The sequence below is a fragment of the uncultured Veillonella sp. genome (assembly GCF_938010505.1).
In the GTDB taxonomy this organism is placed as follows: domain Bacteria; phylum Bacillota; class Negativicutes; order Veillonellales; family Veillonellaceae; genus Veillonella.
In genome coordinates this window covers 1-21,179 of sequence record NZ_CALLVP010000090.1, presented here as the reverse complement: position 1 = coordinate 21,179, position 21,179 = coordinate 1, and the positions used below count along the sequence as shown (strand labels likewise).

The 21,179-nt window shown below is 40.7% G+C and carries 14 protein-coding genes, 1 other RNA gene and 1 pseudogene; 15 read left to right on the top strand and 1 reads right to left on the bottom strand.

The genetic code is table 11. The features are described 5' to 3' along the window. Positions 1–94 precede the first annotated feature (94 nt). The 12 genes from Q0507_RS05525 to Q0507_RS05470 all read left to right on the top strand — a co-directional run bounded on the left by Q0507_RS05525 (position 95) and on the right by Q0507_RS05470 (position 17,210). Positions 95–961 (top strand): RluA family pseudouridine synthase, encoded by an 867-nt coding sequence (locus Q0507_RS05525; RefSeq protein ID WP_298713575.1) that lies wholly within the window; start codon positions 95–97, stop codon positions 959–961. 318 nt (positions 962–1,279) lie between these two features. Further along, a complete protein-coding gene (gene gltB, locus Q0507_RS05520; RefSeq protein ID WP_298713572.1) occupies positions 1,280–5,860 on the top strand; it encodes a glutamate synthase large subunit in 4,581 nt (1,526 codons plus the stop codon). Positions 5,861–5,926: 66 nt separating this feature from the next. Further along, positions 5,927–6,107: signal recognition particle sRNA large type (gene ffs, locus Q0507_RS05515), an RNA gene on the top strand. A gap of 226 nt (positions 6,108–6,333) precedes the next feature. Continuing rightward, positions 6,334–9,021 carry a DNA polymerase III subunit gamma/tau gene (gene dnaX, locus Q0507_RS05510; RefSeq protein WP_298713569.1) on the top strand — a complete coding sequence of 896 codons (2,688 nt, stop codon included), beginning with the start codon at positions 6,334–6,336 and terminating at the stop codon, positions 9,019–9,021. A gap of 140 nt (positions 9,022–9,161) precedes the next feature. Then, positions 9,162–9,491, top strand: coding sequence for a YbaB/EbfC family nucleoid-associated protein (locus Q0507_RS05505; RefSeq protein ID WP_004694913.1), 330 nt, complete (start codon positions 9,162–9,164; stop codon positions 9,489–9,491). Further along, positions 9,492–10,088, top strand: coding sequence for a recombination mediator RecR (gene recR / locus Q0507_RS05500; protein ID WP_004694915.1), 597 nt, complete (start codon positions 9,492–9,494; stop codon positions 10,086–10,088). A 4-nt stretch (positions 10,089–10,092) separates the two neighbouring features. Next, entirely contained in the window at positions 10,093–10,344 is a 252-nt protein-coding gene (locus Q0507_RS05495; protein WP_298713564.1) for a hypothetical protein, read from the top strand. A 12-nt stretch (positions 10,345–10,356) separates the two neighbouring features. After that, positions 10,357–12,945 (top strand): 3'-5' exonuclease, encoded by a 2,589-nt coding sequence (locus Q0507_RS05490; protein ID WP_298713562.1) that lies wholly within the window; start codon positions 10,357–10,359, stop codon positions 12,943–12,945. Next, positions 12,945–14,063 carry an RluA family pseudouridine synthase gene (locus tag Q0507_RS05485; RefSeq protein WP_298713559.1) on the top strand — a complete coding sequence of 373 codons (1,119 nt, stop codon included), beginning with the start codon at positions 12,945–12,947 and terminating at the stop codon, positions 14,061–14,063. The genes Q0507_RS05490 and Q0507_RS05485 overlap by 1 nt, the downstream gene beginning before the upstream one ends. A 259-nt stretch (positions 14,064–14,322) precedes the next feature. After that, on the top strand, positions 14,323–15,447 hold the full coding sequence (locus tag Q0507_RS05480) for a cation diffusion facilitator family transporter (RefSeq protein ID WP_298713557.1): 1,125 nt from the start codon (positions 14,323–14,325) through the stop codon (positions 15,445–15,447). A gap of 205 nt (positions 15,448–15,652) precedes the next feature. Then, positions 15,653–16,543, top strand: coding sequence for a hypothetical protein (locus tag Q0507_RS05475; RefSeq protein ID WP_298713555.1), 891 nt, complete (start codon positions 15,653–15,655; stop codon positions 16,541–16,543). Positions 16,544–16,637: 94 nt separating this feature from the next. After that, positions 16,638–17,210 (top strand): immunity protein YezG family protein, encoded by a 573-nt coding sequence (locus Q0507_RS05470; RefSeq protein ID WP_298713552.1) that lies wholly within the window; start codon positions 16,638–16,640, stop codon positions 17,208–17,210. A 33-nt stretch (positions 17,211–17,243) separates the two neighbouring features. Here Q0507_RS05470 and Q0507_RS05465 read toward each other — a convergent pair whose 3' ends face one another. Then, positions 17,244–18,686, bottom strand: coding sequence for an amino acid permease (locus tag Q0507_RS05465; protein WP_298713549.1), 1,443 nt, complete (start codon positions 18,684–18,686; stop codon positions 17,244–17,246). 285 nt (positions 18,687–18,971) lie between these two features. Between Q0507_RS05465 and Q0507_RS05460 the strand changes: the two genes are divergently transcribed. The 3 genes and pseudogenes from Q0507_RS05460 to Q0507_RS05450 form a co-directional block, all read left to right on the top strand. Further along, positions 18,972–19,484 carry a pyridoxamine 5'-phosphate oxidase family protein gene (locus Q0507_RS05460; protein ID WP_298713546.1) on the top strand — a complete coding sequence of 171 codons (513 nt, stop codon included), beginning with the start codon at positions 18,972–18,974 and terminating at the stop codon, positions 19,482–19,484. A gap of 238 nt (positions 19,485–19,722) precedes the next feature. Beyond that, positions 19,723–20,493 (top strand): hypothetical protein, encoded by a 771-nt coding sequence (locus Q0507_RS05455; protein WP_298713542.1) that lies wholly within the window; start codon positions 19,723–19,725, stop codon positions 20,491–20,493. A 129-nt stretch (positions 20,494–20,622) separates the two neighbouring features. Further along, positions 20,623–21,179: pseudogene (locus Q0507_RS05450) on the top strand (hypothetical protein); the annotation flags it as partial.

Genomic DNA, 21,179 nt, shown 5'->3' with positions numbered 1-21,179 from the left:
TTTGAAGGGAAACTTTCAGTAAGCGAAGAATGGTTAGACTATTTCGATATTCTCTATCCTGAAGAAAAAACATATATTAACGAATGGTGGTAATATGAGCTGGAAAACGTATACGGTAAAAGAATCGACAGAGTTGACGGTCTCTAAATATGTAAAGGAACGATTTTCCCTATCCTCTCGGGATATCCAAATGATGTTTCGCAAGAAACGGGTAAAAGTTAATAGCCGTGTGGCTCATTCACAACGGACACTCAAAAAAGGGGATGTGTTAACCTTAGAATTGCCACAAGATAAGGATTATGGGGTTGATGTAGAAAAGGGACCGATTACAGTTCTCTATGAAGATGCGCATACCTTAGTTGTAAATAAGGATTCCTTTATGCTCGTTCATCCTGCAGGACAAACGAAGTCTTGTACATTGAGTAACTATGTGGCAGGGTATTATGCAAAGAAAAACGTAGTTCATAAGGTTCGACCTGTGCATCGCCTCGACCGAGATACATCGGGTTGCATTCTCTTTGGTAAAACAAAAGAAGCACAACAATACTATACGGATGAGCTACAAGCAGGTCGTATCGACCGCATTTATACAGGCCTTGTAGAAGGGCGTATTGATGCGGATGGTATGGTAGATGCGCCTATCGGGGTCGATCCAGTATTTGATAATCGCCGCGTTATCGATGAATTTGGGCAGCCTGCTCAAACAGAATATAATGTTCTTGATCATGAGGGAGACAATACTCTGTTACGTTTTAAGTTATTGACTGGTAGAACTCATCAAATTCGCGTACACATGGAACACATTGGACATCCTATTGTTGGTGATGCCATGTATGGTACGCGCAATAAGCCCTATACACGCCAATGTTTACATGCATCGGAGCTAACCTTCGTGCCTTATGGTAAGGACGAAGCTATTACGGTTACCTGTGAAGTAGGGGATAATTTTGGTCGAGAATAATAACTGTAGATTTTACTACTCTAAATAATAAGTCCATCATATCTCTCGGACGAGATGCTTATTTTCCCTGTATCCTTGTATACAAAAAACAATAGTGATAAAAACTCATAGTCTATGCATGAAAAGCATAGACTATGTTTTTTTTGTATTTTCAATTCACAGTGGACAGGAGTATACTGTGTATAGACATAAAATTCTATAGAATGTTGAATTGATAATTTTATAGAGAAATAGTTTGTTAGTTATACTTTTACCAAGACCGAACGGAACGATGCCGCAGTGCTTGGAATAATCAAGTGATATGAAGGAGTGCACGTTATGGATATGAAGCAAAGCACAATAGAGCAACAATGTCTAGATCAAGCTAGACTCGAAGCCAATGGCATGTACAGCAGCCAATTTGAAAAGGATGCGTGTGGCATGGGCTTCGTTGTTAATATTAAGGGGAAAAAATCTCATGATATTATCGACGATGGTTTGCGCATTTTGGAGCGCCTTGAACATCGTGGTGGTGCCGGTGCCGATAAGGACACAGGTGATGGTGCCGGTATTTTGGTACAAATTCCGTACGAGTTCTTCAAGCGTGAGTGTGAAGTGCTTGGTATTCAACTGCCTGCAGCTGGCGAGTATGGCGTAGGTATGGTCTTTGCCCATAAATATGAAAGTCTCCGTAACGAGCAAAAACGAATTCTCGAAGAGGTCGTACGCGAAGAGGGGCAAGTTGTTCTCGGCTGGCGCGAAGTACCGGTTGATGGTACAAAGGTTGGTAAAGAGGCAGCGGCGATTCGCCCTTGGATGATTCAAATCCTCATCGGCAAAGGTCCCGATGTAACGAACAATAAGGAATTTGAACGCAAATTATATATCATCCGTAAATTGGCGGAAAAACGCATCATTCCATTGAGCAAGGAATTATCCAGTGATTTTTATATTGCATCCTTGTCCTCCAAAACAATCGTATATAAAGGGATGCTAACACCTGGTCAGTTGCGCGACTTCTACCTTGATTTGAGCGACCTTGACTTTACATCTGCGTTGGCAATGGTTCACTCTCGTTTCAGTACGAATACATTTCCAAGCTGGGCTCGGGCACATCCTAACCGTTTCTTAGTTCATAATGGTGAAATTAATACAATTCGCGGTAATGTAAACTGGATCAATGCTCGTGAAGGTAAAGCGGAATCTCCATTGTTCCCAGATATCAAAAAGGTATTCCCCGTAGTAGATGATAGCGGTTCTGACTCTGCGATGTTTGATAATACCTTGGAATTCTTGCATATGACAGGTCGTTCCTTGCCTCATGCGATTATGATGATGATTCCTGAACCTTGGGAACGCAATAATCTCATGAGTCAAGAAAAACATGATTTCTATGAGTTTAATAGCTTTATGATGGAACCGTGGGATGGTCCTGCGGCTATGGGCTTTACCGATGGTACCGTTATCGGCGGTGTGCTTGACCGTAATGGATTGCGTCCCGCTCGTTACTATGTGACAACAGATGACCGCGTTATCATGGCTTCTGAAGTTGGTGTTGTCAACGAAAATGCTGAAAACATCCGCGCTAAAGGCCGTTTGGAACCAGGTAAAATGCTTCTCATCGATACAGATGAACAACGTATCATTTCCGATGAAGAAATCAAACATCGCGTTGCTACTGAATTACCGTACGATGAATGGGTAAAAGAACACGTTATTCACTTATCTGAAATTACTCAGGCCGATGAAAGCTCCATTCCAAAAATTGAAGATTTATTCAAAAATCAACAAGCCTTTGGTTATACTCAAGAAGACCTTGTGCGCATGATTGTTCCTATGGCAAAAGATGGTAAAGACCCTGTAGGTGCCATGGGTGCCGATGCGCCTTTAGCTATCTTGTCTGATAAACCACAATTGCTATATAGCTACTTCAAGCAAATGTTTGCACAAGTAACAAATCCTCCGATCGACTCTATCCGTGAGGAGATGGTTACATCTACACGGGTCATGCTTGGTAACTCTGGTAATTTAACAGATCCTAATAAAGCAGGAACCTACGCGCTGTCTATGCGCACACCAATCCTTACGAACCAAGAGTTGGCGTCTATTAAGGCTCTTGATTGTCGTCGCATGAAATCCGTAACCTTGCCAATTCTCTTCGACCCCACTAAGGGTGCTGAAGGCTTGCGCGATGCGCTAAATGATTTATGCGAAAAGGCAGAAGAAGCAGCTCGTACAGATCAAAATGTGTTGATCTTATCCGACCGCGGTGTCGATGAAAACCATGCACCAATTCCAGCATTATTAGCTGTAGCAGCTGTTCATAATCATTTGATCGACAAAGTATTACGTACAGAAATCGGCCTCATCCTTGAGTCTGGTGAACCACGTGAGGTTCATCACTTCTGTACATTAATTGGCTATGGCGTAACGGCTATCAACCCATATTTGGCGCTTGAAACAGTTCGCGATTTGCAAGCTCGTAAACGTCTTGGTGATATTACACCAGAAGAAGCAGAAAAGAACTATATTAAAGCCGCTGTGGGTGGCATCATGAAAGTTATGTCCAAAATGGGTATTTCTACAGTTCGTTCCTATCACGGTGCACAAATCTTTGAAGCATTGGGTTTGAATACTAACTTCATTAATAGATTCTTCGTAAATACTCCAACTCGCATCGGTGGTATCGGCCTTGGTGGCGTAGCACACGAAGCCTTGGCACGTTATGAACGGGCTTTCAAATCCGACGAAACAGTGCTTGAACCAGGCGGTTGGTATGGTCCTGTAAAAGATGGGGAAGAGCATTTGTTCAATCCTAAGACGATTGATTTGTTACAAGAATCCCTTATCAACGGCGATTATGCTAAATATAAAGAATACTCTAAAGCGATTCGCAACGATTACCATGTTACATTGCGCTCCTTGATGGAATTAAACTACCCTCTAGGCGGCGGTATTCCAATCGAAGAGGTTGAACCGGAAGAATCTATCGTAAAACGCTTTAAAGCGGGCGCTATGAGTTATGGTGCAATCAGTAAAGAAGCGCATGAAGCGATCGCTATCGCTATGAATCGTTTAGGCTCTACATCTAACTCTGGGGAAGGCGGCGAAGACGTAGCTCGTTTCAAACCATTGCCAAACGGCGACAGCATGAACTCCGAAGTAAAACAGATTGCATCTGGTCGTTTCGGGGTAACAGCGAATTATTTGATCAATGCAAAAGAATTGCAAATTAAATGTGCTCAAGGTGCTAAGCCAGGTGAAGGTGGCCAATTACCAGGCAAAAAGGTATATCCTGAAATCGCGAAAGCTCGTCACTCTACTCCAGGCGTTGAGCTCGTATCTCCACCACCGCATCACGATATTTACTCCATCGAAGACTTGGCTGAGTTGATTTACGATTTGAAATGCGTCAACAAAGATGCGCGTATTTCCGTTAAATTGACATCTGAAGCAGGCGTTGGCACGATAGCTGCTGGTGTTGCGAAAGCGAAAGCGGATAATATCTTGATTTCCGGATACGATGGTGGTACTGGTGCGGCAGGTCGTACATCTGTTAAACACGCTGGTGTGCCTTGGGAATTAGGTTTATCTGAAACTCATCAAACCTTGATGCTCAATAGATTGCGTGACCGTGTTCAATTAGAAGTAGACTCTAAATTGATGACAGGATTCGATGTGGCTGTAGCAGCTATGCTCGGTGCAGAGTTGTTCGGCTTTGGTACATTGCCGCTTGTAGCGGTAGGTTGTAAAATGGCTCGTGTATGTAATCTCAACACATGTCCTTACGGCGTAGCCACACAAGATGAAAAATTGCGTGCCCGCTTCACAGGTAAGCCTGAGTATGTAGAAAACTTGATGCTCTTTATCGCTCGTGAATTGCGTGAAATCATGGCTCGTCTAGGTATTCGCTCCGTAGCAGAACTCGTTGGTCGTATCGATCTTGTGCGTCAAAAATCTCAAGACGATAACTTCAAATTGTCCCGTGTTGACCTTAAACGTATACTGTTCCGTCCGTACATCGATGCCGCTGTAGGGCATATGCACATGGTTGATCAAGATCATGAGTTGGAACGCACCTTGGATATGTCCAAGCTCTTGCGTATGTGCCGTCCTGCTATTGAGGACCAAAAACCGATTCGCGCTAAATTGGCTATCACTAATATCAACCGTGTTGTAGGTACCTTGGTTGGCTCTGAGGTGACTCGTCGTTATGGTGAAAGCGGTTTGACAGATAACACAATCAAGTTGAATTTCGAAGGCTCTGCTGGTCAATCCTTTGGTGCTTTTATCCCTAAAGGTATGACATTGGAACTCGAAGGGGATGCGAATGACTACCTTGGTAAAGGTTTATCCGGTGGTACAATTACTGTGTATCCGCCTAAAGCATCTATCTTTGAGGCTGACGAAAACATCCTTATCGGTAACGTTGCCTTCTATGGTGCAACCTCTGGTACATCCTACATCAACGGTGTAGCTGGTGAACGTTTTGCCGTTCGTAACAGTGGCATCACTGCCGTTGTGGAAGGCGTCGGCGACCATGGCTGTGAATACATGACTGGTGGCGAAGTGCTCGTACTCGGTAAAATCGGCCGTAACTTCGGAGCAGGTATGTCCGGTGGCTATGCGTACATCCTCGATTGCGATGAACGCTATGTAAATACAGGTCTCGTAGAACTACGTCCTGCCAATAATGATGACCTTAAACGCATTAAAGAACTGGTAGAACAACATGTATTGCACACTAACTCCGCTAAAGGCCGTCACATCCTTGAAAACTGGAATAACTTTGTAAACAGATTTACAAAAGTTGTACCTGTAGCATACGAAGAAATGCAAGCTACTATTGAACGTTTCAAAGAACAAGGCTTGTCCTTAGAAGAAGCGCAATTGGCTGCATTTAAAGAAAAATATGCATAATATATTTCTCCTTAGTTAATTTTTGTTATATAAGAATACAGTGAAAAGCCTCTATAGCTTTGACTATAGAGGCTTTTTCATGTATAATATTTGTATTGCAATATTGGATCATGGCAGTCCTCGGGCCTGTGCAATGGGGGCCTGTGAATCGTGTCAGGACTGAGAGGTAGCAGCACTAAGCGGTAACCTTCATGTGCCACGGGGAACCCGGGGGCTGTCGTGATCGAATATTGCAAGGCGGCCTCTGAGGCCGCTTTTTTTATGTCTAATATAGGAATGTATGATACTTTATTTTGGACTATACGATGTTTTATAGTGAACCATATGATGGAATTTTGATTAGTAAATATCTACAAAGTTTATAAATAAACATATCACTTTGGAAATGTGGAGAGAACTATATTAAGGAAGTCAGATTTTCTTGAATATGGTATAATAAAGTATTGTAAGTTTCGGAAAAAGGGGGTGTTCCAATGGCATATATTGCGCTATATCGTAAGTATCGACCGCAGACATTTACCGATGTAGTCGGTCAGCATCAGGTGTCTGATACATTGATGCGCGCTATCCGCGAGGATAAGGTAGCTCATGCCTATTTATTTGCTGGTCCACGGGGGACTGGTAAGACGAGTATGGCGAAGATTTTCGGGCGCGCTATCAACTGCGAGCATGGTCCAACGGATCACCCTTGTAACGAGTGTAGTGCTTGTAAATCGATTTTGAGTGGACAGTCCATGGATGTCCTTGAAATCGACGCCGCATCCAATCGTGGTATCGATGAAGTACGTGCTCTCCGTGAAAGCGTCAAGTTTATGCCTGTTGAGGGGCGTAAAAAGGTGTTCATCATAGACGAAGCCCACATGCTCACTACAGAGGCATGGAATGCGCTTTTAAAAACAATCGAAGAGCCGCCTGCTCATGTGATGTTTATCTTTGCTACTACAGAAATTGAAAAATTGCCTGTTACTATTGTGTCTCGTTGTCAACGTTATACCTTTAGACGCATTACCTCTGATGACATCGCACAACGTTTATCTTACGTAGCAGAAAAAGAAGGCTTTGGTCTTGATTCTGCGGCGGCTCAGCTTATCGCTGTTCATGCAGACGGTGGTTTGCGTGATGCCTTGAGTATTCTAGACCAATGTGCAGGTATGGCAACAGGCTCTATTACACCGCAAGTGGTGGAAGAGTTAATTGGTCTCGTAAGTAAAGAATGGATTATTCACTTCCTAGATGCTTTGCGCAACGGCGATGGCCCTAAAGTATTATCCTACATTCACGATGCCTTGGCAGAAGGTCGCGATGCGACGCAGATTATGGAAGCCCTCATTCAACATGTGCGTGCTTTGCTCGTTGGTAAGGTGGCTCCTGATGCGGATGAGCTCAAGGTATACGATGCCTTTAAGGATGAGTTCCTAGCTCAGGCCAATACTGTTGATTTCAATGAACTTAACCGATATGTGCGCAGTACTCAATCCATCATGAATGATGCGAAGCAAGTGGATAATCCGCGAACCATCATTGAAATAGGACTACTCGTGCTTTGTGCTAAATTAGGTTCTGTTGATGAAAGCTTAGAAGACCGTGTATATGCACTAGAAAGTGCCGAGAAATCTGAACGAAATGATTTATTGAACCGTATGGCTCAATTAGAACAACGAAGTCCCGTAGCAGCTCCAACAACATATGGTGCCAATGCATTTGTACCACCACAAGATGGATATGCGAATAGTTTTGTATCTGTTGATACTACTGTAACTACACAGGATGCTCCAATGAGCAGCACTCAAAATACTACTATTGATTCAGTGCCACCATCAAGTGGTGTGGGGATGACACCGCCTCCTATGAATGGGGTAGGTATGACGCCTCCACCGATGAGAACACCAGGTAGCACACCTCCTCCGATGAATGGAGTGGGCATGGCTCCGCCACCGATGGGCGGAGTTGGCATGGCGCCACCGCCAAATAATGGGGACACGGCTTCCCGAAAACCTACAAGAAACCAAGCTAAAGGTCGTGCTAAAAAAGGTGTTAGTACACAGGCCATCATTAGTGAACAAATCTTGTCTGCTCAAGAGTATCGCAATGTACAATCCAATGTGATTAAATACTTGAAGGACAGCAATCGCAATATGACCTCTACCGTTATTGGTCAAGGTCAACTTGTATATGTAGACCAAAGCAAGGCGGTAATGGCCTTTAAAAATACATTGCATCTCAATGTGATGACCAATGAAGTGAACTTGGCTGAAGCGGCTGATGCTTTCACCTATACACTGGGCTATGCAGTACACGTAGAAATCGTGGATGCCCTCACGCAAGTTTATAAAGATTATAAAAAGGCTGCTGGTAGCACCACACAACGCCAAGTAAAAGCACCCCAACGGCCACAAGAACCGATGGTTGACGTAAAGACGACCTCCGGTGCGCAACCAACACAAATGGATTTAACCAATGATCCTCAAGAGAGTAAGTTTGATTCTGCAGCCGTGGACGCGGCTAAGGCTGCGGCTATGGCATTCTTAGCTAAGAAAACCGCTGGTGCTGTTGCAAATACAGCAGTTAGTGATAGTGCGAATACAGCTATAACAGATGCATCAGAAACTGCATTAGGAGCTGGAGTAGAAACAGAGCCAGCATCCGGTGATGATGTGCCGATTACATCCTTTGATGGTACTCCATCTACTCAAGTTCCAGATGGGGAGATTCCTATCGAGTCTTTAGCAGGTTCTATTGAAGGGGATGATATTCCAGTTCATTCCTTTGATGATGTGCCTGTAGACGATATGGAGGATTCTTATGTATCATCCTTAGATGATATGCCACCACATCCATTAGATAGTGTGACTGTTATCAGCGAGGATGGCGAAGTGTTAGAGCGCCCTATGGATAGTGGTGCACATATCGAGGTGGAAGCTGTCCCAAAGTCTGATGGGGGTGAACCTCGTGAGGTAACCCCACCGCAAGGTGATGGAAATGTTATGCTTTCACTAGCACCTATTGAAATAGAGGCTATCGATAGTGTTACAGTGGCTCGTGAATACGCTTGGGATCCAGTGCATATGACCGAAGAGGAACGAAACAATCCTTTATTGGCAGAAACATTAGAAAAACTATCTGAAGACCATGACATCATAGTCGAGGTCATTGAAGAATAGATAAAAAAGTAATTGTTATATAATAACCTTTGGCTTTCGGGCTATTAGGTGACCATATGTTATAAACCTATGTCATATAGTATTAATGATAGGGACTTAGAATATTAGTACAGGACGATGTCCTAAAAGGAGGAAATACGATGTTTGGTAAAGGTATGGGCAACATGGCTGGCATGATGAAAAAAGTTCAAAAAATGCAAGAAGATATGAAGAAAATGCAAGAAGAGTTAAAAACTCGTACTGTAGAAGCTTCCGTAGGTGGCGGTGCCGTAACTGTTGTGATGAACGGCGAAAAAATCATCGAATCTTTGAAATTGAATCCTACAGCTGTTGATCCTGAAGATGTAGAAATGTTAGAAGATCTAGTAATGGCTGCGGTAAACGAAGCTAGCAAAAAAGTGGACGACCTCTTGGCTCAAGAAATGGGCAAAGTGACTGGTGGTCTAAACTTGCCAACAGGTTTATTCTAAATGACAAACGCTTTAGAACGGCTTGTAGAGCAGCTGCGCCGCTTGCCTGGCATCGGCTCCAAGTCAGCTAGACGCTTGGCTTACCATTTGGTAGAAATGCCAAAGGAAGAGGTAGACCGCCTCGTGGAAACCATCGTAGAAGCGAAAGGGGCTACGCGTCACTGTTCTATTTGCTTTAACTTATCAGCTCAAGATCCTTGCGAATTCTGTAGCAATCCAAACCGCGATCAAACGACAATCATGGTTGTTGAAACATCTCGCGATGTCATTGCTATCGAGCGCAGTGGTGATTATAAGGGCTTGTATCATGTATTGGAAGGTGCCTTGTCGCCTATGGAGGGCATCGGTGCCGATGATATTCGCGTAAAAGAATTGATTGCACGCCTTCGCGATGGTGTTGTACAAGAGGTTATCCTCGCTACAGACCCAGATGTCGAAGGAGAAGCAACAGCTCTGTATTTGGCGCGCTTATTAAGTCCAAGTGGCATCAAGGTAACGCGCATTGCCCGCGGTGTTCCTGTGGGTGGCGATATTGAATATGCCGATGAATTAACGCTAGGCGGTGCCGTAGTGAACCGTCAAGAAATGAAAGGATAGTAGTATGGGAGCTTTCTTAGCATCACCGATTATATCGGCGGTTATTTCCATTGCTGTAGCCTACATTGCTTTCAAGGTAGCATTTTTCACCATTAAACGAGTGGCTATGAATGTTGTAACAGGGGTTTTAACCTACTGGGTATGTGTTCATATATTGGAGATTCCAATGGATATTGGAGTTGGTATTTGGGCATTAACAGCAATTTTAGGTCCTATTCCTATGCTTTTAGCTGCTATATATTACGGCATTTTATAACAGGAGGTCTTTATGCTTATCAATCGTGAACAACAACGCGTTATTGATGAAGTGGAACAGAACATCCTCTTGTTAGCGTCCGCTGGGACGGGAAAAACGAATACACTTGCTTATCGAGTGGCTCACCTCATCGAGGGCAGCTATGCGAAGGCGGAGAATATCTTGTGCATGACCTTTACGAACAAGGCCGCAAATGAGATGAAAGACCGCATTCAATCGCTCGTAGGCAGTCCTGCAAAGGCTGTGGAGGTTAGTACATTCCACAGCTTTTGCTTTTTCATTCTCCAACAAGAGGGAAAGCGCAACGAAACCTTGTACACGGACGTGACCATCTTTGACGAAGAAGACTGCAAGGAACTATCTGAACCGTACCGTCCTGGTAAATTGCGAGAAATGTCCTTTGCCAACATCATTGCCATGGTGAAAGAATATCGTTCCTTATATGGATTTTATTCTGATGATCTCATAGGTGATTACAAGCGGACCATCGAATGCTTGCAGAAGGAACAGCGTGAAGCCATTGAGCAGCAATTCTCCAGCTTTGGCAATGTCCTCTACAGCGAGCTTCATGATTTTTTGAATCATGGTCACGAATGGATTGCCGCTTATGATGAAAGCTTAGCTTCTGTACATGGCCTAGATTTTACGGATCTGATCTGCGGTGTTCATCGTCTATTCCAAGACCCTGTAGTTCGTGAACGCTGGCGCAGTCGTTACAGCTATATCTCTGTAGATGAAATGCAAGATACGGGCGTACTGGAGTACAAGGTATTAGAAATGTTGTGGGAAGGTAATCACGTGCTACTATGTGGAGACTATTTCCAAACCATATACGAATGGCGTGGCTCCGATCCGTTCCGCTTGCTTAAGCAATTTGATGCGGATTTCAAGCCCTTGAAAATCATCTTTTATGAAAATTATCGCTCTAACTGGACGCTTTTTACGATGGCTTTCAAGACCTTGCAAAATATGTTCCCCGATCTAGTTGGGTCTATCTACACTGAATTGCCTCGTGCCAATAGTGAAAGCAAGGGTAAGCCAGTTCTCATTAAAGGCTGTAAAAATAGTTATCTTGAGGGTCGATATATCTACGAATCCATCTGCGCCTTACCAAAGGATGCTAATATCGGCGTTCTCGTGCGAGATAATAAAAAGGCTCAACGATTGAGTGACTCCTTTGAACGCCTTAACGGTGAGCGTCCTGAAGAGGAACGCCGTCAATTTATGATTATCGACGAGTTCAAATTCTTTAGACGTCAAGAAATCAAAGACGTTATGGCCTACTTCAAGTTGTTGATGAATCCTAATGATTCTGTCAGTGCGAAACGAATTATCAAGCGATATGTTGCTGGTATTGGTGACGCTCGTATCGCTGCGATTGAAAGCTCTGAGACGCGTCAAGTAGGTTTAAAATTGACGGATTTCATGGATATGCCTATCTTTGAGACGGAGCCTTATGCAAAGCTCGTAAGTGGGCTTGAACAGCACGAAGTAGTTGTTTATGACGTGGAGAGCACCGGCACAGATACGGCTCAAGACCATATCATTCAAATTGCGGCTATCCGCATCGATGAACATGGACAGGTCTTAGAGACTTTTGAACGCTTTATCAATCCTGGTGTACCTGTTGGTCAATCCGAAGAGGTACACGGCTTCTCCGATGCGTATTTACAAGAGCACGGCGAAGAGCCAGCTATAGTGTTACAAGCCTTTAAGGAATTCTCCAAGAATGCTATTATTGTAGGTCATAATGTAAACTATGATGTAAGCATCTTTACGAATGAATTGGATCGCTATAACTTAGGTAATCCCGAGTTCAAGGCTGTCTATGATACACTCGATATTTATCGTCGTTTCTACCCTAATTTGCCAAATCATAAATTGAGTTTTCTGGCGTCTACATTCCCTATAAACCACGTCCCGACTCATAATGCGATGGACGATATCTTAGCAACTGCACAGCTTTTAATCTATGCGGTGAAAGAAAACATCGTGCCTACTACAACAGGACGTATGGTAGCTATTAACAAATATAAGGCAGCTTTCACCAATATCGCATCTCAAATGGCGACCTTGCGTAGAAAAGCCTATACGGAGATGCCAACGAAATTATTGGCGTACATCATGAATCAAATGGGGGTTCTAGAATACTACAAATCTCATGGAGAAGCGGTTAAAGTAGAGCATATACGTGATTTATATCGTATCATGGAAAAACTAGATACGGCTTATGAAGGGCCACCAGGACTAGCGCGGTTAAATCAAATCTTACAGATGGCGGCCCTTACGGCGGGCGAACCTGCACAGCAAGTACGAAATGAAGATCGTATTCCTATTATTACCATTCACCAAGCGAAGGGCAGCGAGTTTGACCATGTATTCTTGGCCGGGCTAAACGAAGGAACTTTCCCGAGTCCCTTTGCCATTGCAGAAGGTCGTGAAGACGAAGAAAAGCGGTTGTTCTATGTGGCCATCACTCGACCTAAACAAGAATTGACCATTACCTTTGAACAGACGAATATAAGAGGTCGAGCCGTTCAACCAAGCTCGTTACTCAACTATATGCCACGAGATCCTGAACTCGTAGAAAGGAGATACTAATGGCGCGAAAAACACATCGTCCTGACGATATTCTGTGGACCGTGACCGCTATAGATATAGATGCTGTGCTTAGCGAGAAAAGTGCAAAACAAAAGCTAGCTGGTAATGGTCAAGACGGATCTAGTAGCAGTCGAGATATATCGAGTAGCAATCAAGATATGTCAACTCGTGAGCTAGAACATACTGGCAAAGCATATGATATTTCACTTGGTGAAGTGTTAGATACTAAATATTTCCGAAAGTCCTTAGTTAAACTCTTTGAAGAGAAATTAATCCACATCAATGGGCATAAGGCTACGCCAAAGGATGTAATCTCCGTAGACGATGAGATCTGGATTGCTATGGCTAAAGAGAAGATTGACCACGATCCAATCGAAATGGACTTATCCGTTTTATACGAAGACGAGGATCTTCTTATTGTGGATAAGCCAAGTGGTGTGACGGTGAACTCTAAAGATCAATTATCTCTTGCCAATGGGGTGGCGCACTATTTTAAAGAACATGGTATCAAGCGAAAGGTACGTTTCTTGAACCGTCTAGATCGAGATACGACGGGCTGTATTGTGATTGCTAAAAGCGGTCTAGCTCAAAGTCTTTATCAACAACAAATGGATGATAACACCTTTGAAAAGTGGTATATGGCTACTGTAGAAGGCATTGTAGAAGCTGATGAGAATACTTTAGTATTCCCTATGGAACGCAGTGCTGATGGTATTCATTACGAAGTAAATGCAAAGGGCAAAGAGACTCGCACAGATTTTTCCGTCCTATGTAGACATTCTTCCCAGCCTGTGGATAACTCTGTGAATAAGTCTGAAAATTCTGTGGATATAGGACCCAAAAATGTGGATATAGAATTAGTAGATGTTGATAAAAATAACCCAAATGTGGACAAAACTGTGTATAAGTCCAATAAATGTGGATATACTAAGGTTTTAGTTCGTTTGTACACGGGAAAAACACATCAAATTCGAGTAGCTTTTAGCCATATAGGGCACCCTCTTGTAGGGGATACATTATACGGTGCACAATCTACGGGACAACCATTCCAATTACGTGCTCAAAAGGTAGTATTTATACACATGCGCACAGGAGAGCGTATTACGGTTACCGCATAATCTGATCTGGTTAACTCGTTACGTAATACAAAATACTAGTTTGTTAATAATAGGTTTGTACTATACATTGTGAAGTCACAAGACATCAAAATTCTAATTGAGAAATGAGAATTAATGATAACTTAGTAAAATCAATAAGTTTAAAAATATTTTTCAAGAAAAATAATGACAAATGATAATCGATAAGCTATAATATAAATAGGAGTAAATCGATATAGTTCAATTTAAGAACTGTGAATCAGAATGTAAGAGGTGTAGTATGATTTTACAAGAAAATAGTGCAGCACGTAATCGGGGGATTACGCTTGCTAGTATAAAAGGCATTATAGGCAATATTGTTCTCGTTATCTTTAAAATGATTGTGGGCCTTGCGTCTAATTCTATCGCTATCATCCTTGATGCGGTAAATAATTTGACCGACGTGTTGTCCTCTGTATTGACCATTGTAGGCACGAAATTAGCTGCCAAAGGGGCTGACAAGGAGCATCCATTTGGTCATGGTCGTATAGAATATATGACTACCATGGCCATAGCTTTTATCATTCTTGGTGCTGGTATTGGATCCCTTAAGGAATCTGTGGAAAAAATAATCCACCCTGAGGTATCTACCTTCGATATACCAGGTCTTGTCATCATCGCTGTTGCCATTGTGGTGAAAGTAGTGATGGGCCGTTATATCAAGGCACAAGGTGAAAAATATAAATCCGATGCGCTCGTAGCATCTGGTATAGATGCCCTTTTTGATGCGGTGATTACCTTTGCTACATTGGTATCTGCAGGTTTAGTATTTTTCTTTAACTTTGATATTCAAGGTTATGTGGGCGCTGTTATTTCTGTTTTGATTTTAAAAGCAGCGTATGATATTTTACGTGAAATGTATAACCATTTGCTTGGTGTTCGAGCAGATGATAATTTAATCCGTAATATTAAAGAAACTATCGCACAGCATCCGAATGTGGGTGGTGTATATGACTTGGTATTAAATAGTTATGGGCCAGGAGAAACAATTGGTTCCGTTCATATTTCTGTACCAGATACGATGACAATGGCAGAAGTTCACCCATTAACAAAGGGCATTGCGGTTCATCTTTATAAAAAGTTTGGTATCAATATGACTGTTGGTGTATATGCTGAAAACAAACCAAGTGTAGAAGTACTTGAAATTAGAAAAGCTCTTGATCAAGTTATTAGTTTATATACACATGTAGTACAAGTACATGCCTTCTACGTACAAGAAGAAAAGAAGGTTATTTACTACGATATTATCTTTGACTTTGATGAAGAAGATCCACATAGTACATTAGAAAAAATCAAGGCAGAAATGCAAAAACGTTACCCTGATTATACACAATTCGCTATTGTGGATACGGATTTTAGTAACTAATTTAGTAATATTGATTTTGATATTTCTGCGAATAGAAACATCTAAGTATATCTCTTTACTATATAGGACAATTTCATAACCAATATTATAAAATTAAAGGCTTTTACCAGTAATTGACAGAATATAATCGGTCAAGAATTGGCAGAAGTCTTTTCTTTTATTAGTCGACAGATTTAGTTATACTATAGGTAAGAGAGGTGGTCCTATGTTGCAATGGATACAAAAGCATTATATTGTTGGTTTTTTGCTTTTACTTATCCTTATTTTGTGTGCCTTACACCTTAGTGGTACGAGAAATGAGGCTCGAATTTTACCAAAACAAGGGGTAATTATAGAAAAGGATATTGCGGTTGATATTAATCGTAATCCTACTGCGGCATTAAAGATTCTGAGTGCATCTAATTATTCTGAATCGTATACTATCGATGTATTACCCATTTTAAAACAATATAACTGTTATATTGTTGATTATCTTATTGTTAATGAGGAACTATATCTACTCGGATGCTCTAATGATACTATTCCTGATATGAAGTTGTATCCACTTTTGATTTTTAAAATCAATGATACATCTTTAGTTTCTAATATTATTGGATATGATTTAGATAAATTTTCTGCTTCCTTAGATTATATAGATGGAAAAATTATAGCCTCTAATCGAGATGGAGAATATATTATAGATGCTAATTTATCTGCTTCTAAAATAGTTGATACAGATCCACGTTTGGTTCAACAAAAGAAAGAAAGTAAACATGGTATTAAAAATGATAAAGTAATATTAGACTCTCTTATTCCTAGAGAATTATATATAAATGGTAAGGTAGGAGATACTTATTTGCTCACGGTTACTCCTCTTATATATGCGAAACCAAATATGAATTTACCTTTTGATTTTTTTAAAGCTGAACAGTATTATGGTATTCCTATATATGAAAATATGATGTTGTTCTGGAATGTTAAGACTGATGAGATGGAACGCTATGAAAATCTAAAATCGATTACCTCTTTTAATATTAAATATATGGATATGAACTACGATACTAAACGTTTTGAACGATGGAACCAAATCATTAATAGTGTCAGTCCTAAAAATTAAGTATGACTTGATATTAAACTGTTTAATGAATATAATAGAATGTGTTGTATAAAATATAATTTGTTTTGATGTATCCTAACTAAGGAGAGATGGAATGAAAAAAATTGCTCTTACCGCATTAGCTGTAATGGCGGTTGTTGGTATGTTCGCGGTTCAGCCTGCAGATGCAAAAAAGGTAGAACAAGATCCAGTAGTGGCACTTATTGATGTGCCTATGAATGATGAAATTCAACAGGTTAATGGCGTGTCTAAATCAACAAATAAAGAAACACGACGTTTGTCTAATAATTTAGCAGAAGCTACAAAAGTGATGATTAAGAAGAATTGGAAAATCATTTATATTAAAGCAGTTCCTACGGGAGATAATGATGCTGTACGCTTTTATTACAAAGATAATAGAGGTCAAGTATACAATGGCCAAGTCATTAGAAATACAGGTTTATCCAAAGGTAAATATATGACCGGTTCTTTACGTCAAACAGAGTCCTTGCAAGAATTAGTTAACCACTTGCAACAGAATGGTCAAGAAGTACCATCCTCTATTGATATCATCATCACTCAAGAAGGCTATCGCATAAAGACTATCTTTAATTACAATGAAGATACAAGTAATTTATCATTATATCTACAACAATATGAACAACAAAACTTTCCGCCAATGAAGTAAAAGAAAAGCTCGTGCATAGCACGAGCTTTTTTGTTAGATTACGTAATCATCGGAATCGTCTTTTTTAGGTTTTTTGTAAAGTTCTTTTACGCCTGCCATTTCGATGAGTTCTTCTCCAAGGGCATCTTCATCGTCTGTGTTAAGCATGGAGTAGAAGGCCCAAAGAATGATGAACCAAATTGGTGTGAACAAGAGGGCAATTCGCGTATCTTCGTTTAAGGCTAGAATGGCTAAAACGAAAACGAAGAACGCGAGGATAACGTAATTCATTACTGGGTATAGAGGCATTTTAAATTTAGACTGTGCCGCTACCTCAGGATTTTTCTTGCGATATTTGAGATGGCAAATAACCATCATGGCCCAAATAAAGATAAAGCAGAATGTGGAGATTGATGTAATCATAACGAATACTGCTTCAGGCATTACGTAGTTGAGTACAACAGTAATCAGTAATACGGCTGCGGAGAAAATCGTTGCTTGGTATGGTACACTGCTGTGAGTCAAGCGGCGCATCGAACTTGGGGCGTGACCGCGTTTTGCCAAGGCATAAATCATACGACCGGTACTGAAGATACCGGAGTTTGTAGCAGATGCTGCAGAGGTAAGAACAACGAAGTTTACGATACCTGCAGCGGCTGTAATACCAACGGCGGTAAATACCGCTACAAATGGGCTTGCAGCAGGGTTAACGGCAGTCCAAGGGTAAATACTCATGATGATGGCTAAAGAGCCTACATAGAATAAAATAATACGTAATGGGATATTATTTATGGCCATTGGAATAACCTTTTCAGGATCTTCCGTTTCACCAGCTGTCAACCCTACGAGTTCGATACCTGTGAAAGCAAATACAACCATTTGGAATGATAGAATAAAGCCCATCGTTCCATTCGGGAACCATCCTCCATAGTTCCACATATTACTAAAGGCAGCGACGCCAGCATCTGTAGTAAAACCTGTAACAATCATGATGATACCGATGATGATAAGAGAGATGATAGCGATTACCTTAATCAAGGCAAACCAGAATTCCATTTCGCCGAAATGTTTTACAGCTGTCAAGTTCATTAACAACAAGACGATTAAAACGAGTAAGGCGGGTATCCATTGGGGCAGCCACGGTATCCAGTACTGCATGTAGAGGCCTACGGCCGTTAAGTCTGCCATGGCTAGTGAAAGCCAGCAAAACCAGTATGTCCATCCCGTGATAAATGCTGCTCGATCCCCTAAGTAATCTTCTACAAAGTCGATAAAAGAGTGGTGGTTTAGGTTAGATAACAGTAATTCGCCTAGTGCTCTCATAATAAAGAAGCACATAACACCTGTTATTAGGTAGGCGAATATAATGGATGGACCCGCCAAGTGAATGGCGCGGCCGGAGCCTAAGAATAAACCTGTACCAATAGCACCGCCGATAGCGAGTAACTGTACATGTCTGTTCTTAAGACCCCGTTTTAACTGATGAGTATCAGACATAATAAAGACCTCTTTTCTACAAACTATCTATAAACATAAAAAGCCATGGATAACCATAACTTTCATAATCTATAGAATCTATGAAACTATTTTCTTATAATACAGTATCTATTCTAAAAAGTCAAATGTATTTTTACAGTAGACAAATCTTGGAGATATATTTAATAAACTACCTTGATTAATATAGATTACTTATAGCTTTCAAAAGGATTGGTGAGAAATATAGCTGAAAAATTGTTATAATAATATATGAACTATTATTAAAATATAACCGTGGAGGCTATTATGAGACGTCAAGATCGTATGGTTACAAATATAGATGAAATTAAAGGTATTTTAAACGGCACTCGCATCATTCACCTAGGCATGATGGATGGTGATTACCCTTATGTAGTACCTTTACATTTTGGTTATGAAATTGCAGATGATATACTCTACATCTATGTACATGGCTATCATGAGGGGAAGAAGTTTAGTTTGATTCAAGAGAACCCTCATGTATTTATCGAAATTGATGGCGATGATGAAGCCCTCGTATCAGGTGGAGATATTCCTTGTAAATATAGTTCAGTTTATTCCAGTGTAATGGGACGAGGAGAGGCTGTTTATTTAGCGAATATTGATGAAAAAGCTCATGGTTTACAAGTGTTGATGAAGCATCAGACTGGTCGAGAATTTACCTTTACCGATGCCATGGTAAACTCTGTGGGCGTAGTTCAAATTAAAGTTGTAGACTATACTGCAAAAAGACGAAGACAGCTTGAACAAGATATTATTATGCCTCCATTAACTAAATAATGACAAAACATCCTATTGAACTCTATTGTAATATAGCGTTTAGTAGGATGTTTTATTATGTATAACTAATAAGCATTAAAGCAGCTAATGGCTCATAACTATACTTTCACAATAGGAAAGATAAAAGTTTTATGAAGTAGCTAGGGCAACAGAATCGGGGGCATGTTTTTGATATAAATAAGAAAATATATCATTATATGTGTAAAGTATATATCAAGTCTTTATAAAAGGAGAGATCATGAAGAAGTTTCTATATAAGTCCGTTTTAGCTGCTATGGCTGTAGGCTTATTGTCTGTGGGATATGTTTCAGCAGATGTTGTTAATGATTCTATATCTACAGATAATGTTGGTGTTTCAGCAACCGTTACAAATGATATGCCTAGAGTTCATCCTGATTCAGCAATTAAAGCATTGCCAAGAAAGACCTTATTAGAGTGGCCTATGAAAACACAAGAAGGAGCTCGTAATTGGAAAGGAATAGTAGAAGCTGCACAGCAACTACCGTATGAGGTCAAAGCACCTAGTTATATACCTTATGGTTATCAGCTTTATACAGCACGTCAAGATCGAAATGATGTATTAGAGGTTGTATACTACAAAAAAGGTGCAACTATCTATCGGGATGGGAAAAAATATATAGACAGTATTATGGCCTATAGAATGGGATATTCCTTGGATACTGTGAGAGACACACCATATGTTCCATCTGAGTACGGCGATTTTGAATGGTCTAAATCAGGTGATTCTGGTGAGGTTTATTATACAGGTAATCCTGAAATGCATATGGTTCGCAGTATTACGTGGGCGAAGGATGGTATGGCTTACTTCCTATTCTTCTTAGAACAGGTGAAAGAGGCTGATGCGGAATTCTATAAGGACCATGTGGTACCGTTGAAAAATATTGATAGCTCCCGCTATGAACTAGTTGGTAACTATCCGATAACACCGATTAAACCTAAAACTATTGAAGAAATAAAACAGGAACATGTAGTGCCTATGAAAGCATAGACTGGTGTGATTTATTAATGGTACGTAATACTCTTGAAAGTCAGTGATCTGAGTTAAAAATGTAATAGATAAATGATTACTTCGGTAATATATACTTATAAATATCTAAATTTAGAGAGAGCAGAGATTATGAGATTGAAAATAACAAAATCATTATTAGCCATGGGAATATTAGCTACCGTGATAGGCAGCTTTGGAGTACAATCAGTTAGTGCGTTATCTCCTTTAGTGGATGAAAATGGATATACAGTTACCACTGATACAGTGGAAAAGAATAAAGAGTTAATGAATCGCTATCGATGGTATGACCAAGTTGATAATGGTGATATAGTACAGCTTAATATTGACGCAAGTACAAAGTATTTTGGATATGATTTACAAATTCCATCTTATATGCCTGAAGACTATGTAGTACGCGATGTAAAGTCAAGGGATCATGACGTATTAGAAATCGTATATACAGAAACTGGAGCTCATGGAATGTTTGGGCCTAAACTTACCTTCTCTAATACAGATATTGTATATCGTATGGGTTGGGCTATCGATACCGTGGTAAAGCCCATATTGGAAAAGACAAAATACAATGCTGATGATGCAGTTAGCTTTACTACCCCTAATGGAATCCCTGTACATACTTTAGGCTCTAGCAACGATTCTGTTCAAATTGCTTATTGGGAAAAAGATAA

Excerpts from the sequence above, each read along its gene's own strand:
- Q0507_RS05525 (WP_298713575.1), top strand. The coding sequence starts at position 95 with ATGAGCTGGAAAACGTATACGGTAAAAGAATCGACAGAGTTGACGGTC.
- gltB (WP_298713572.1), top strand. The coding sequence starts at position 1,280 with ATGGATATGAAGCAAAGCACAATAGAGCAACAATGTCTAGATCAAGCT.
- dnaX (WP_298713569.1), top strand. The coding sequence starts at position 6,334 with ATGGCATATATTGCGCTATATCGTAAGTATCGACCGCAGACATTTACC.
- Q0507_RS05505 (WP_004694913.1), top strand. The coding sequence starts at position 9,162 with ATGTTTGGTAAAGGTATGGGCAACATGGCTGGCATGATGAAAAAAGTT.
- recR (WP_004694915.1), top strand. The coding sequence starts at position 9,492 with ATGACAAACGCTTTAGAACGGCTTGTAGAGCAGCTGCGCCGCTTGCCT.
- Q0507_RS05495 (WP_298713564.1), top strand. The coding sequence starts at position 10,093 with ATGGGAGCTTTCTTAGCATCACCGATTATATCGGCGGTTATTTCCATT.
- Q0507_RS05490 (WP_298713562.1), top strand. The coding sequence starts at position 10,357 with ATGCTTATCAATCGTGAACAACAACGCGTTATTGATGAAGTGGAACAG.
- Q0507_RS05485 (WP_298713559.1), top strand. The coding sequence starts at position 12,945 with ATGGCGCGAAAAACACATCGTCCTGACGATATTCTGTGGACCGTGACC.
- Q0507_RS05480 (WP_298713557.1), top strand. The coding sequence starts at position 14,323 with ATGATTTTACAAGAAAATAGTGCAGCACGTAATCGGGGGATTACGCTT.
- Q0507_RS05475 (WP_298713555.1), top strand. The coding sequence starts at position 15,653 with ATGTTGCAATGGATACAAAAGCATTATATTGTTGGTTTTTTGCTTTTA.
- Q0507_RS05470 (WP_298713552.1), top strand. The coding sequence starts at position 16,638 with ATGAAAAAAATTGCTCTTACCGCATTAGCTGTAATGGCGGTTGTTGGT.
- Q0507_RS05465 (WP_298713549.1), bottom strand. The coding sequence starts at position 18,686 with ATGTCTGATACTCATCAGTTAAAACGGGGTCTTAAGAACAGACATGTA.
- Q0507_RS05460 (WP_298713546.1), top strand. The coding sequence starts at position 18,972 with ATGAGACGTCAAGATCGTATGGTTACAAATATAGATGAAATTAAAGGT.
- Q0507_RS05455 (WP_298713542.1), top strand. The coding sequence starts at position 19,723 with ATGAAGAAGTTTCTATATAAGTCCGTTTTAGCTGCTATGGCTGTAGGC.